The sequence below is a fragment of the Pseudoduganella sp. R-31 genome (assembly GCF_049913235.1).
GTDB lineage: Bacteria > Pseudomonadota > Gammaproteobacteria > Burkholderiales > Burkholderiaceae_D > Rugamonas.
Genome location: NZ_CP183986.1, coordinates 1,674,363 through 1,688,350, shown reverse-complemented (window position 1 = coordinate 1,688,350; position 13,988 = coordinate 1,674,363). Strand labels below are relative to the sequence as shown.

Annotated in this window: 10 protein-coding genes and 1 other RNA gene; 1 reads left to right on the top strand and 10 read right to left on the bottom strand. The window is 63.1% G+C overall.

Going from position 1 to position 13,988, the window contains the following annotated elements:
* Position 1: 1 nt before the first annotated feature.
* The 10 genes from ACN9MY_RS07825 to rnpB form a co-directional block, all read right to left on the bottom strand.
* Positions 2-1,456, bottom strand: coding sequence for a UDP-N-acetylmuramoyl-tripeptide--D-alanyl-D-alanine ligase (locus tag ACN9MY_RS07825; RefSeq protein ID WP_426337101.1), 1,455 nt, complete (start codon positions 1,454-1,456; stop codon positions 2-4).
* Entirely contained in the window at positions 1,456-3,012 is a 1,557-nt protein-coding gene (locus tag ACN9MY_RS07820) for a UDP-N-acetylmuramoyl-L-alanyl-D-glutamate--2,6-diaminopimelate ligase (protein WP_426169307.1), read from the bottom strand. Before ACN9MY_RS07820 ends, ACN9MY_RS07825 begins: the two co-directional genes overlap by 1 nt.
* The gene (locus ACN9MY_RS07815) at positions 3,013-4,800 is read right to left on the bottom strand and encodes a peptidoglycan D,D-transpeptidase FtsI family protein (protein WP_426172138.1); all 1,788 of its coding nucleotides are present in this window, start codon (positions 4,798-4,800) and stop codon (positions 3,013-3,015) included.
* Positions 4,800-5,072, bottom strand: a complete 273-nt coding sequence (gene ftsL / locus ACN9MY_RS07810; protein WP_130315381.1) for a cell division protein FtsL — start codon at positions 5,070-5,072, stop codon at positions 4,800-4,802. Before ftsL ends, ACN9MY_RS07815 begins: the two co-directional genes overlap by 1 nt.
* A complete protein-coding gene (gene rsmH, locus ACN9MY_RS07805; protein ID WP_426337100.1) occupies positions 5,069-6,034 on the bottom strand; it encodes a 16S rRNA (cytosine(1402)-N(4))-methyltransferase RsmH in 966 nt (321 codons plus the stop codon). Before rsmH ends, ftsL begins: the two co-directional genes overlap by 4 nt.
* 13 nt (positions 6,035-6,047) lie before the next feature.
* Positions 6,048-6,476, bottom strand: coding sequence for a division/cell wall cluster transcriptional repressor MraZ (mraZ, locus tag ACN9MY_RS07800; protein ID WP_057261932.1), 429 nt, complete (start codon positions 6,474-6,476; stop codon positions 6,048-6,050).
* Positions 6,477-6,954: 478 nt separating this feature from the next.
* Positions 6,955-9,177, bottom strand: a complete 2,223-nt coding sequence (locus ACN9MY_RS07795) for a collagenase (RefSeq protein ID WP_426337099.1) — start codon at positions 9,175-9,177, stop codon at positions 6,955-6,957.
* A 98-nt stretch (positions 9,178-9,275) separates the two neighbouring features.
* Positions 9,276-10,049, bottom strand: coding sequence for a PAS domain-containing protein (locus ACN9MY_RS07790; RefSeq protein WP_426337098.1), 774 nt, complete (start codon positions 10,047-10,049; stop codon positions 9,276-9,278).
* The gene (glpK, locus tag ACN9MY_RS07785) at positions 10,046-11,530 is read right to left on the bottom strand and encodes a glycerol kinase GlpK (protein WP_426337097.1); all 1,485 of its coding nucleotides are present in this window, start codon (positions 11,528-11,530) and stop codon (positions 10,046-10,048) included. The genes ACN9MY_RS07790 and glpK overlap by 4 nt, the downstream gene beginning before the upstream one ends.
* A gap of 12 nt (positions 11,531-11,542) precedes the next feature.
* Positions 11,543-11,874: RNase P RNA component class A (gene rnpB, locus ACN9MY_RS07780), an RNA gene on the bottom strand.
* 313 nt (positions 11,875-12,187) lie between these two features.
* Here rnpB and ACN9MY_RS07775 point away from each other — a divergent pair.
* On the top strand, positions 12,188-13,885 hold the full coding sequence (locus ACN9MY_RS07775) for a thiamine pyrophosphate-binding protein (RefSeq protein ID WP_426169294.1): 1,698 nt from the start codon (positions 12,188-12,190) through the stop codon (positions 13,883-13,885).
* Positions 13,886-13,988: the final 103 nt, after the last annotated feature.

Sequence of the window (13,988 nt, the reverse complement as noted above, 5' to 3'; positions counted from 1 at the left end):
ATTAGTGTGTTTCCTTTGTAGCGTGTTGCGATCCAATCAAATGCTGCACGACCCGTTCCATCTTCATGAAGCGGGAGCCCTTGATCAATACGGTTGTATCCGGCGTTACTGCAGCACTTACGGCCTGCAGCAGCGCGTCGAATTCTTTATAGTGCTTTGCGTGCGGCGCCATATGCGCCGCCAGTTCGCCTGTCGCCAGCACGTTCTCGATGCCTTTGCTGGCGGCATAGGCTGCCACCTCTTCGTGGAATTCCTTGCCCTGCGTGCCGACTTCCCCCATATCGCCGAGCACCAGCACGCGTGGCGCTTTTGCCTTGGCCAGCACGTCGATGGCGGCGCGCACGGAGTCCGGGTTGGCGTTATACGTGTCGTCGATCAGCAATGCACCGTTGGCGGCCTGCTTTTTCTGCAGGCGTCCGTTCACTGGTGCGAAAGCTTCCAGCCCAGTGCGAATGGTGGAAGTGTCGATGCCGGCGGCATAGGTGCAGGCAATCGCGGCCAGCGCGTTGCGCACGTTGTGCTCGCCAGCGGCCTGCAGCGACACGCTGAAGTGGCGCGGCACGGCATCCGGCGCAGCGAAGGATGCGGCGGCGCCATGGCCGGCAGGCTGCTCGGTTGCCGCAGGGCGCAGCGTCACTTCCAGCTCGGCGCCGAAGTCGTTGGCGGTGAAGGTGCAGCTCACGTTGGCAGCGGCGTCGAGGCCGAAGGTCAGCACGCGGCGGCCGGCGGACAACTCATGCCAGACCGGTGTGAACTCGTCGCCATGCGGGAACACGGCCACGCCGTCGCCCGGCAATGCCGCCAGCACGCTGCCATTCTCGCGCGCCACCGCTTCGACCGTGTGCATGAATTCCTGGTGCTCGCGCTGGGCGTTGTTCACCATGCCGATCGTCGGTGCGGCAATCGCGCTGAGGCGGCCAATCTCGCCCGGATGGTTCATGCCCAGTTCCACCACGGCGGAACGGTGCGAAGCATTGAGGCGGAACAGCGTCAACGGCACGCCGATTTCGTTATTCAGGTTGCCGCGCGTCGCCAGCCGGCCCTCTTCGCCATGGGCGGCGGCCAGGATCGAGGCGATCATCTCCTTGACGGTGGTCTTGCCGTTCGAACCGGTCACGCATACCAGTGGCAACGCAAACTGCCTGCGCCAGTAGTTGGCGACCTGGCCCAGCGCCACCAGGGTGTCCGGCACCACGATGGCAGGCAGGGTCCACCCCTCCGGCAGCTTTTCCACGACGACGGCGACCACGCCCTTGTCGACCACCTGCTGCAGGAAGTCGTGGGCGTCGAATACCTCGCCGCGCAGCGCAACAAACAACTGGCCAGCGCCGACCGTGCGGGTGTCGGTCGACACGCCGTCGAAGTCGAGCGCCAGTGCAGCCTCATTGGACAGGACGCCATGGTGCAGGTGCGCGCCGGTCAATGCCGGCAGGATGTGGGCAAGCGTGCTGCGCATCAGTGCGGCCTCATCATGGTCAGGCGTGCAGACAAGGCAAGCTGCGCGTGCTCGGCATCCGAGAACGGCATCTTGCGGCCCTTGATTTCCTGGTAGGGCTCATGGCCCTTCCCTGCCAGCAGGATCACATCCGCCTTGCCGGCGTTGCGCACAGCGGACAGGATTGCGGCGGCGCGATCTTCCACCGCCATGAATTCGGAATTCGGATGGTTGGCGTCCATGCCCGCCACGATCTGGCGAATGATGTCGGCCGGATCTTCACTGCGCGGGTTGTCGCTGGTGACCAGCACATGCTCGGCCATCTGCGAAATCCTGCCCATCTGCGGGCGCTTGCCCGGATCGCGGTCGCCGCCGCAACCGAACACGCACCACAGGTGGCCGCCACGGTCGGACGCCACGGAGCGCAGGGCTTCCAGCGTTTTTTCCAGCGCATCCGGCGTATGGGCGTAGTCGATCACGACCATCGGCGCCTCCTGGCCGCCAATCTGCTGCATGCGGCCTGGGGCCGGCTGCAGCGATTCGATGCCGTCAATGGCGGTACGGAAGGCAATGCCTTTCGCCAGCAGCGCGGCCAGCACCGCGAGCGCATTGCTCACGTTGAACGGCCCAACCAGCTGGGTGCGCACATGGGCGTGGCCGAAGGTGGAATCGAGGTTGAATTCGGTACCCAGGTTGCGGCTGCGCAGCGAGCTGGCTCGCAGCATCGAAATACCCGGCACGTTCGGCTGGGCCTTGATGTCTTTCAGCGTGTAGCCAATGATGGCCGGCTTGCGTGCCGCCTTGGACGCCTTGATGTGCGCGACCAGGCGATGGCCCATCGGGTCGTCCAGGTTCACCACGGCGTGCTTCAGGCCGGGCCAGTCGAACAGGATGGTCTTGGCTGCTTCGTAGTTGGCTTCGTCGCCGTGGTAGTCCAGGTGGTCGCGCGTCAGGTTGGTGAAGATCGCGACGTCGAAGTGCATGCCTTCGGTGCGGCCCTGGTGCAGGCCGATGGATGAAGCTTCGATGGCGAGCGCATTGGCGCCGTCGGCATGCACGTCCTTCAGCTTGCGTGCCAGAAGTACCGCATCCGGCGTGGTGTAGCCGGTTTCGTCGAATTCCACTTCGCCGCGGGCGCGGAACATGCCGACGCCCAGCGTGCCTATCACGGCGGTCGTTTCGCCGACCTTCGCCAGCGCCTGTCCGGTCCACACCGCGCAGGAAGTCTTGCCATTGGTGCCGGTGACGGCCACCGTGAACATGCTCGCATCGGGCTGGCCGTACCAGGCGTGCGCGATCGGGCCGGCCTGTTTTTTCAGGCCCGGCACAGCGAGGTGCGGCACCTCATGTGGTAAATCCGGCGCGGCATCCCAGGCGTAATCGGTGTCGTCGTACACCACGGCAGCGGCGCCGTTGGCGATGGCTGCGGAAATGAAAGTGCGGCCATCCTTGGCGTCGCCCGGATAGGCAAAGAACACGTCGCCGGGCTTGATGCGGCGCGAATCGGATGCCAGTTGCGCGTCTGGTGCAGCTTCGCGCATCCAGCTGATAATTTCTTGATGGTTCATCGTCGTCATTTACATGGCCTCCGGTCCGGTATCCGCCGGCACCACGATTTCGGTGACGTTGGAGTCTGGAGGCACATTGGAGGCGCGCAATGCGTTGATTGCGACAGCCGCGAAAGTTGGTGCTGCGACCGAGCCGCCAAAGTGGCCGTTCTGGGTCGGTTCGTCGATCATGACTGCAATGATGAAGCGCGGCGCCGACATCGGCACCATGCCGACGAAGGAACCGATGTACTTGCGCGGCATCGCATAGCGGCCGTTCTCCACCTTGTAGGCGGTGCCGGTCTTGCCGCCCACGCGGTAGCCCGGAATCTGCGCCTTCTTGGCGGTACCGTCCTTGCCCGACACCACGGACTCCAGCATCTCGCGCATCTGCGCGGCAGTCTGGGGCTTGATGATCTGCTGGCCCAGCGGCTCTTTGTCGACCTTCTCAAACGACAAAGGAATGGTGTCACCATTCCGTGCAAACATCATGTAAGAGCGCGCCAGCTGTATCAGCGACACCGAGATACCGTTACCGTAACTCATGGTCGCCTGCTCAATCGGCCGCCAGGATTTATAGGGCCGCACCCTTCCCGCCACAGCCCCGGGGAATCCCCACTTGGGCTGCTGGCCGAAGCCGACCTTGGTGAACATCTCCCACATATCCTGGGCCGGCATGCTCAGTGCGATCTTCGACGTGCCGATATTCGAGGACATTTCGATGATCTGCCCCACATTGATCACGCCGTGCGCCTTGGTATCGGAAATCGTTCGGTCGGCGATGGTCAGCTTGCCGCCGCCGGTATCGATGAAGGTGCCCGGCTTGACGCGCCCACTGTCCAGGGCAAGCGCCACCGTGATCGGCTTCAGCGTGGAACCCGGCTCGAAGGTGTCGGTCATCACTCGGTTGCGCAGCTGCGCGCCTGTGAGTTTGCGGCGGTCGTTCGGGTCGTAACTCGGGAAGTTGGCCAGCGCCAGCACTTCGCCGGTATGCACGTCCAGCACCACGGCGCCGCCAGCCTTGGCGCCGAAGTGCTCCACGGCCGCCTTCAACTGGGTGTAGGCGATGTACTGGATCTTGCTGTCCACCGACAGCACCACGTCCTTGCCGTTATGCGGCTCGACCTTGCCGCCGATATCTTCCACGATGTGGCCGCGGCCATCCTTGATGACGCGGCGCGAGCCGGGCTTGCCGACCAGGTTGGCCTGCTGCGCCAGCTCCATCGATTCCTGCCCCTTGTCGTCGACGTTGGTGAAGCCGACCAGGTGGGTCATCACCTCGCCTTGCGGGTAGAAGCGCTTGTATTCAGGGCGGATATCCATGCCGTCCAGGTCGAGCGCCTTGATCTTGTCGGCGGTTTCCACCTCGACCTGGCGCTTCAGGTAGACCAGGTTGCGGTCGGAATCGAGCTTCTTGCGCAGTTCGGCTTCGCTCATTTCCAGCAGGCCGGCCAGGGCGCGGATTTTTTCTTTTGGCGCGGCCAGCAGTTCTTCCGGCGCGGCCCAGATGGCGCGCACGGGAATGGACGAAGCCAGCACCTGGCCGTTGCGGTCGGTGATCTTGCCGCGCACGGCCGGCAATTCCTGCGTGCGCTGGTAGCGGTTGGCGCCTTCCTTCTGCAGGAACTGCTGCTGGCTGGAAGTACCCTGCAGCCAGACCGCCCGCGCTGCCAGCGCGCCGAAGGCGATGAACATCCCGAACAGCACGACGCGCGAGCGCCAGCTTGGCAGGCGCACCGCCAATACAGGGCTCTTCGAGAAGGCCACGCCCTGCGAGCGTGCCACGCGTGCCGATCCGGTTCCACCGCTGGAGCGCATCATTTTTCGCCCTCCGTCAGGTATTGGGTGCGGTTCGGCGTGAGCTGGGTCATGTTCAGTTCGCGGCGTGCGATTTCCTCGATACGGGCGTGCTTGCCCAGCGTCGACTGGTCGAGCTGGAGCTGGGCCCACTCGGTATCGAGCTGGCGCGCCTGCGCTTCGGCGCGCTCCTTGTCCACGAACAGGTGGCGCGCCTGGTATTGCGCGTTAACGGCCGAAAGGCCGCATGCGACCAGCAATGCCGTCAACACGATATTGACCTTGTTGCTCAAGGTACGCCCCCGGTGGAAGGCAGGCGCATGGCAACCCGCATCACGGCCGAACGGGCGCGCGGGTTTTCATCCACCTCTTTGTCGGAGGGCTTGATACGGGCCAGCAGTTTCAGCTCCGGCTGCGGCAGGTCGGCCGCCTTGATCGGCAGGCGCCGGTCCGGCTGCTCCACCTTGGCCTTGGAGGCGAGGAACTGCTTGACCATGCGGTCTTCCAGCGAATGGAAGCTGATGATGGCCAGGATGCCGCCCGGCTTCAGGGCGTCGAAGGCCTGGCTCAGGGCCGATTCGAGGTCCTCAAGCTCTTTATTGACGAAAATCCGGATAGCCTGAAAGGTGCGGGTGGCCGGATCTTTGCCCTTCTCGCGAGTCTTGACCGCGCCTGCCACGATACCGGCAAGCTGTCGTGTGCTTGAAATTGGCTCGACTGCCCGGCGAGCAACAATCGCCTTTGCAATCTGAAAAGCAAACCGTTCTTCCCCATAATCCCTTATCACCTTTTCCAGTGTTTTTTCTGATTCCGTGGCCAGCCACTCGGCAGCGGAGATACCGCGCGTGGTATCCATGCGCATGTCGAGCGGGCCATCGTTGCGGAAGCTGAAGCCGCGCGCAGCATCGTCCACTTGTGGTGACGAGATGCCGAGGTCCAGCAAAATGCCGTCGACGGCGGGAATGCCGCGTTCGGCCAGCGCATCCGCCATGGTGGCGAAGCTGTCATGCACGATGGTGAAACGCTTGTCGCCGATGGTTTCGGCGTTGGCGATAGCTTGCAGGTCTTTATCGAAGGCGATCAGGCGGGCTTCCGGGCCCAGTCGGGACAGGATCAGGCGGCTATGGCCGCCGCGGCCGAAGGTGCCATCTACATAGATGCCGTTGGCGCGCGCGCCCTCCAGGTCGAGCGCATCCACCGCTTCATCTAACAGCACCGTACGATGCTGGAATTCTGGCACCGAGGTCGTCGTCATATTGAACCAGGCCTCAGAAGGAGAAATCGGACAGGGTATCGGGCATGCCCACCTCGATGGTGGCTTGCTCGTTTTCGGCGCGCTTGACCGGATCCCAGATCTCGAAGTGGGTCAGCATGCCGGACAGCACGACTTCGCGGCCAAGGCCGACAGCGTCGCGCAGTTCAGGGGCAACGAGGATGCGGCCGGCCGAATCCATCTCGACGTCGGCGGCATTGCCCAGCAGGATGCGCTGCCAGCCGCGGGCCGACATCGGCCACGAGGCGATCTGGTCGCGCTTGGCTTCCCAGACGTGGCGCGGGTACATCAACAGGCAACCGTCCGGGTGTTTGGTAAGCGTGAGGCGTCCTTCACACTGGATCATCAGTGCGTCACGATGCTTGGCCGGGATGGACATCCTGCCTTTCGCATCTAATGTGATCGCGGACGCGCCTTGGAACACGACTTAACCTTATCTAAAAAATCCCACAAAACTACACTTTTTCACACTATCGCCCACTTTAGAGGATGCTCACAAGGTGGTCAAGCGATTTTCCCAAGCGAAAACAGCGATTTGTCCAATGAAATTAAGGACTTAGCGGCATTCCTTGAGAAATGGCCGAAGTAAAAACCATTGAGAAATTAGGGACTTATGAAAGATACTGAAAGTGCTACTTCACGTGCAGGGCTGGCCAAACGCTGTAAAAATGACTAAAAATAAATTTGCAAATCAGCGATTGGTTGCCTGAAGACAACGACACTTTATCAATTTAACAACAAGTGCCGTAGACCCGATAACCGGGGGAATGACTGCCTGCCGCGCTTTGCGCGCGATTTCTACCCTCAAAAGAACAATGCCGCCCAGCGTGGACTGGGCGGCAACTTGTATAGACAAATGGCGTGGTCGCCGCTTGCCTACATTATACGGCTTGCGATACTTCTCACTCGTAAGTGACGCCTACCGTGACGCCGCTGAACGGCTGCTTCGCTTCCAGCGTGATGTAATACCACTGGTTGGCGACCGGGCTTGGGATGCTGATATTTTCCGCATTGCCCGAGTTGGTCGAGGCGACATCATAGGACGTGGTGCTCGGGTAGCGGTTCAGGGCCACGTACATGTCCATATTGCCACTGCCGCCCGCGCTCATGATCTTCAGGTTTTTCGCCCCGGCCGGCACGATCAGGTGCAGGTAGGTGCGCGAACTGGAAGACAGGTTGCGGATGGCGCAGTTCTTGCCAAGGTAAGTTGGCGAAGCCTGGCCGCTGCAGGTCGGCAGGTTGGATACGCTGTCAGGCAGCGGTGGTTCGCCGGCCGTGGTGGCCGCGTCGGCCCAGGCGGTGAACTCGCTGTCGTAGCGGGTGCCGATGTCGCGCATGAAGTCGTTGTAGCGCGCGTAGTCGCCGACACGGAACTTGGCCAGCACCTGGTCCACGTCGGAACGGTGACGCTCGACCATGAAGCGCGCCGCCATATAGCCCCAGCGGTAGGCGCGGTCCTGGTAGTCGGACATCGAGTAGGTATTGCCGAAGATGTCGCTCAGGCGGTATTTGCGGCTGCGCGCCATGTCGATGGCGGGCTGGTTGTTATTCTTCAGCGACAGGTATTCCGCGATGCCTTCGATCCACCACACGGTCGGCACGGACGTGCCTTGGCCGAAGTCGCCGTACATGTCGAAGCGGCCGTCGATGTAATGAACGAACTCGTGCTCCAGGTTCCACACCTTGAAGGTCGGGCGCAGCCACGACGCCTCGTGGGCAATGAAGCGCGCCTGGTTGCCGAGCACGGAAGGATCGCCTTCCAGGTACATGCCGCCGTTGTTGGTGTCGATACCGTAGATCACGCCGGCGTATTTGCTGTAGTTGGCGTAGTCATCGAACACCACCAGTTCCAGCGCGGTGTTGTTGTCGTGTGCCACCGGGGTGCGGTTGGTCTGCAGCATGGTGTGGGCATAACCCTCTTCCGTCGCCAGTGCGGAGCAGATTTCCTGCACCTGCGCCTGGGTCACGTCCTGTGCGCGCAGGCGCAGGGTCGGGCTGCAGTTGTAGCTGGTCTTCAGCACGGCATTGGCCAGCTGGGCTTCGTAGTTGCACACGCCGTACTGCGCGCAATTGCTGTTGTCGTAGTACTTGACCGCTTGCGCCGCCGCCAGCCACATGCCGCTGTCGGCGCCCAGCATGGTGCTGGTGTTCAGCGTGTTCTGTACCATCGGTTTCACTTGCGGCTTCAGGCCGGCGTACTGCATGAAGCGGAAAGTCTCGTTCGAGGCATCGGTCAACTGGTAGCCGGCATTGGAGTTCAGCAGCGCCGATTTGTTGTTGGTGATGAAGGCGTACAGCGTGTTGGCGTAGGAGATGTCGTTCGACAGCGTGGTGCCGACATCCGGCGATGTATGGCCGCGGAACAGCACGGTCAGCGCGCCGGTCATGCCGCCGCCGGCGCTGTCCTGCTTCAGCGCTTCTGCCGCAGTCGGCCTGGCTGAGGTATTGGTGAAGCGCGCGACGGTCGCTTTCGCGTCCGGCAGGAACTGCACTTCGTCGTGCATATTGGTGACCAGCTTCCATGTTTCGCCAGCGGTGGTCGGCGCCACGGTGTTGTTGGCGTACAGGCCGTTGCCCTGCACCAGGCCGTGGATGGCCGTGCGCAGCGGGGCGCGCACCGATTCGGTCAGCGCAGGAATGGTGCCGCCGCTGGCCTGGTAATAGCCGGCGCGCAGGTAGAGCACCAGGTTCACCAGTTTCATGTTGGTGCCGTTGTAGCTGGCCGCTTCGCTGGCCAGGCGGCTGGCGACGGCGCTCACGTTGGCGCTGGAATAGATGCTGGTGGCCAGCGCCGGCGCGGCGGAGAACAAGGGATAGGTGCACTCGTAGTCTGGCAGCGTGGCCACGTATTCGGCCAGCGCGGCGCCGCTGTAGCTGGCCAGGGTGTTCATGTCCTTGCACTGCGGCGTTGCGGACATGAGCGTCATGCTGGTCTTCAGGTTGCGCGGCATCAGGTCGTTGCGCGGCTTGCGCGTCGGCGCCAGGTCGTATTTGCTTTGCTCCACCGTCGGCGGCAGGGTTTGCCGCTGGTGCGGTGCGGGCGGCTGGTGCAGCTTGTCGCCGCTGTCCGCGTGGGCTTGCGCGGCGAGCAGCAGGGCTGCTGCGCCGATTGCTTTCAACATCATGATCTCCACCTCTTCTTTATAGTATTGGGAGCGCCCATGCTATCGAGGAGAGGCGGCGCGGCTTCAATCGTGCGCGCCGTTATGGTGATTTCGCTGCGTCAGGCAACGTGAACTGCACAGGCGATGGGCGAAAAAGCCACAGGCGGACGCGCGCCGGAGCCGGTTCGGAACTGGCTTGGCGTATAACCCGTCATCGCCTTGAACTGGCGGCTGAAGGCGCTGTGGTCGGTATAGCCGCATTCGCGCGCGATCTCGGCGATGCTGCGGCCAGGGTAGGCTTCAATCAGCGCCAGCGCGCCTTCCAGCCGCGATTGCAGCAGCAGCTGGCGCGGGCTGTAATGGAAGACCTTCTGGAACAGGCGCTCCACGCGCGCCAGCGACAGGCCTTCTTCGCGCGCCAGGTCGGCCAGGTTCAGCTGCATGTGGAAGTTCTCGCGGATGCGCTGCGCAATGCGCGCCACCTGGCGGTACACCGGGTGCTGTTCATCGACCAGGCCGAGGTCGTGCGAGGTGCCGACCAGGCCCACGATATCGCCCTGCTCGTTGCGCAGCGGGGCTTTATGGGTCAGGCACCAGCCGCGGCGGCGGTTCGGGTACAGGTGCAGCTCCAGGTGCTTTTCGATGGTGGCGCCCATGTCGATCACCTGCCGGTCCTGCGCCTCATAGGCGGCGGCGAGCGGGCGCGGATGCACTTCCATCACGGTCTTGCCGAGGATATCGGACTTGTTGCGCAGGCCGCAGCGGCGGGCCAGCGTGTTGTTGACGGCCACATAGCGGCCATCGCGATCCTTCACGAAGAAGGCTACTTCAGTCATCGCGTCGAACAGTTTCTCGATCGCGTCCAGCTCCACGTTCCAAGGACGGTCCATCATAAAGGTGTCTCCCAAGCTTTGGCGCGCTCTGTGGCGCGATTCCATTTTGCCAGCAACTCGGCCCGCTGGTCATCCCCCATGTTTGGCGTGAAGCGGCGCTCGCAGGCCCATTGCGTGGCGATTTCTTCCTGCGACTCCCAGAAGCCGACAGCCAGGCCGGCCAGGTAGGCCGCGCCCAACGCTGTCGTTTCGGTGACTTTCGGGCGCAGCACGGGCACGCCCAGCAAGTCGGACTGGAACTGCATCAGCATGTCATTGCGGGCGGCGCCGCCGTCGGCGCGCACTTCCGTCACTGGCATGGAAGCATCCTTCTGCATGGCGGCCAGCAGCTCGGCGCTCTGGTAGGCGATCGATTCCACGGCGGCGCGCGCGATATGGGCCTTGTTGCTGCCTCGCGTCAGGCCGACGATGGTGCCGCGCGCATAAGGGTCCCAGTGCGGCGCGCCAAGGCCGACGAAGGCCGGCACCAGGAACACGCCGCCGCTGTCTGGCACGCTGTTGGCCAGCGCCTCCACGTCGCTCGATTGCTGGATGATGCCCAGCCCATCGCGCAGCCATTGCACGGTGGCGCCGCCCATGAACACCGAGCCTTCCAGCATGTAGTCGGTGGCGCCGTCGACGCGCCAGCCCACGGTAGACAGCAGGCGGTTGTGCGAGGTGCGCGGATGGCGGCCTGCGTGCATCAGCATGAAGCATCCGGTGCCGTAGGTATTCTTCACCATTCCCGGCTTGTGGCAGGCCTGGCCGAACGTGGCGGCCTGCTGGTCGCCGGCGATGCCAGCCACCGGAATCGCATGGCCGAACAGCGCGTCGCGCGTGGCGCCCACTTCCTCGCTGGAGGAGACCACCTGCGGCAGCATTTCTTCGGGGATGTCGAACAGGTGCAGCAGGTCCGAGTCCCAGCGCATCAGGTGGATGTTGAACAGCATGGTGCGCGAGGCATTCGATACGTCGGTGACGTGCACGCCGCACAGCTTCCAGGCCAGCCAGGAGTCGATGGTGCCGAAGCACAGCGCGCCCTTGCGCGCACGTTCGCGCGCGCCCGGCACGTGGTCCAGGATCCATTTGACCTTGGTGGCGGAGAAGTAGGCGTCCAGCTCAAGGCCGGTCGCGTCGCAGATCATCTTCGCCTTGCCCGCGGCGCGCAGCTCTTCGCAGTAATCGGCAGTGCGGCGGTCCTGCCACACGATGGCCGGCGCAATCGGCTCGCCGGACTTGCGGTCCCACACCACGGTGGTTTCACGCTGGTTGGTGATGCCGATGGCACGCACCTTTTTGATATCGAAGTCCTGCAGGACCTTGCGGGCCACGGTGATCTGGCTGTTCCAGATCTCGTTGGCGTCGTGTTCAACCCAGCCGGGCTGGGGGAAGTGCTGGGGAAATTCCTGCGCCGCGCATCCTGCGATTTTGCCCTCGTGGTCGAACAGGATGGCGCGCGAACTGGTTGTGCCCTGGTCCAGGGCGAGGATGTATTGAGTCATCTCTCAAGAATTAGTTGAAGCAAGCCGATAGGCCGGATTTTGTTACGGCACCCGAAGGTGCTATGACAGCCATTCCTCTAGGCGACGGATTACTCCGCCGCTCAAGCTTTCTACCCGCACGCTCCGCGAGCAACATCATCGCGTGCCTATTTGAAATTGCACCAGGTGGAGGTTACCGCGTTTCACCGTAACTTAATACGCTCGTCTCTGTGGCCCTATTCCTCGCCTTATACCATTGCTGGCTTTCAGCGGACGGCCGTTAACCGTCACCCCGCTCTATGGAGTCCGGACCTTCCTCCCGCCTCGGTATTGCTACCTCGGCCAGCGGCTGTCTGGCTTGCTTCGGGCGATATTTTACATCATTGGGGTCAGGTCCTGATACCTGACACGGCGAAGCCGTGTTGGGTGTTAGGCCCTGACACCAACATTATTTACCCGGGGTCAGGTCCCGATACCTGACACGGCGCAGCCGTGTTGGGTGTTGGGCCCTGACTCCAACATTATTTACCCGGGGTCAGGTCCCGATACCTGACACGGCGCAGCCGTGTTGGGTGTTGGGCCCTGACGCCGTCCATATAATTTGGTGTCGCAAAACCGAAAGCCATTTCCCTAGCACAGGCATAGAATGCCAAATCCATGTATAAGAAGGCAAGTACCATGACGCAAACTCCTCGTTCCGGCGGCCAGATCCTGGTCGATGCGCTGAAAGTCCACGGCACCGATACCGCCTTCGGCGTGCCAGGCGAAAGCTACCTGGACGTGCTGGACGCCCTGCACGAATCCGGCATCCGCTTCATCATCAACCGCCAGGAAGGCGGCGCTGCCTTCATGGCCGACGCCTACGGCAAGATGACCGGCAAGCCAGGCATCTGCTTCGTGACCCGCGGCCCGGGCGCCACCAATGCCTCGATCGGCGTGCATACAGCCTTCCAGGATTCGACCCCGATGATCCTGTTCATCGGCCAGGTCGGCAGCGATTTCATGGACCGCGAAGCCTTCCAGGAAGTCGATTACCGCCGCATGTTCGGCCAGATGGCGAAATGGGTAGCCCAGATCGACCGCGCCGACCGCATCCCCGAATACATTGCACGCGCCTTCCAGGTCGCCACCAGCGGCCGTCCAGGCCCCGTGGTGCTGGCCCTGCCGGAAGACATGCTGACCGCCAAAGCCACCGTGGCCGACACCCGCGCCTACGTGCCGACCCAGGGCGCGCCTTCCGCACCGCAGGTGGCGCAACTGCGCCAGATGCTGTCCGAAGCCAAGCGCCCGATGCTGCTGCTGGGCGGCGGCGGCTGGAATGAACAAGCCACGGCCGACATCCGCAAGTTCGCCGAAGCGAACCACCTGCCGGTCGGCTGCGCCTTCCGTTTCCAGGACCTGCTGGACAACACCCACCCGAACTACATCGGCGACGTCGGCATCGGCATCAATCCGAAGCTGGCTGCACGCGTGAAAGAAGCCGACGTGCTGATCGCCATCGGCCCGCGCCTCGGTGAAATGACCACCAGCGGCTACTCCATCATCGCCTCGCCGGTGCCGCAACAGCGCCTGGTGCACATCCACGCCAGTCCCGAAGAACTGGGCAGCGTCTACCAGGGCGAGTTGATGATCGCTTCCGGCATGCCGCAGGCTGCGGCCATGCTGGCGGCAATGGAGCCGGTCGATGCGAGCGCATGGCGCGACAGCGTCGAACAGGCGCGCGCCGAGTATAACGCCTGGCAGCAGCAGCCCTCGATCTTCAAGGACAACAACGCCCCGCTGAACCTGTGGCAAGTAGTGCAGGAACTGAAGGCCCAGTGCCCTGCCGACACCATCATCACCAATGGCGCCGGCAACTACGCCACGTGGGCGCACCGCTACTGGCCGTATGGCCAGATGCGCACCCAGCTCGCGCCCACCAGCGGCGCCATGGGTTACTCCGTGCCGTCCGGCGTGGCTGCAAAGATCATCGGTCCATCCCGCACCGTGGTGACGTTTGCAGGCGACGGCGAATACCTGATGAACGGCCAGGAGCTGGCCACCGCCGTGCAGTACAAGGCGGGCTTGATCATCATCGTCTTCAACAACCAGATGTTCGGCACCATCCGCATGCACCAGGAGCGCGAGTATCCTGGCCGCGTCTCCGGCACCACGCTGCACAACCCGGACTTCGCCGCAGTGGCGCGCGCCTTCGGCGGCCATGGCGAAACCGTTGCGGCCACCGAAGACTTCGCCCCGGCCTTGCAACGCGCCCTCGCCTTCACCCGCGAGCAAAGCCTCCCGGCCATCATCGAGTTGCGCTACGACGGCAACCTGATCACGCCAGGCGCCACCCTCGACACCATCCGCAAGCAAGCCGTCGCCGCCGGCAAATAATCCCCGCTGCACCCGGCTAAAGGGCTGGCCCGCAATCGCGCGGCCAGCCCTTTGATTTTTCGCCTATCGCTTCGAGCCATTCGGCAGTACGTTCGCTACATCC

What these genes read in the sequence shown, in the direction of transcription:
- ACN9MY_RS07825 (WP_426337101.1), bottom strand. Translation starts at nt 1,456, where the DNA reads ATGCGCAGCACGCTTGCCCACATCCTGCCGGCATTGACCGGCGCGCAC.
- ACN9MY_RS07820 (WP_426169307.1), bottom strand. Translation starts at nt 3,012, where the DNA reads ATGACGACGATGAACCATCAAGAAATTATCAGCTGGATGCGCGAAGCT.
- ACN9MY_RS07815 (WP_426172138.1), bottom strand. Translation starts at nt 4,800, where the DNA reads ATGCGCTCCAGCGGTGGAACCGGATCGGCACGCGTGGCACGCTCGCAG.
- rsmH (WP_426337100.1), bottom strand. Translation starts at nt 6,034, where the DNA reads ATGACGACGACCTCGGTGCCAGAATTCCAGCATCGTACGGTGCTGTTA.
- ACN9MY_RS07795 (WP_426337099.1), bottom strand. Translation starts at nt 9,177, where the DNA reads ATGATGTTGAAAGCAATCGGCGCAGCAGCCCTGCTGCTCGCCGCGCAA.
- ACN9MY_RS07790 (WP_426337098.1), bottom strand. Translation starts at nt 10,049, where the DNA reads ATGATGGACCGTCCTTGGAACGTGGAGCTGGACGCGATCGAGAAACTG.
- glpK (WP_426337097.1), bottom strand. Translation starts at nt 11,530, where the DNA reads ATGACTCAATACATCCTCGCCCTGGACCAGGGCACAACCAGTTCGCGC.
- ACN9MY_RS07775 (WP_426169294.1), top strand. Translation starts at nt 12,188, where the DNA reads ATGACGCAAACTCCTCGTTCCGGCGGCCAGATCCTGGTCGATGCGCTG.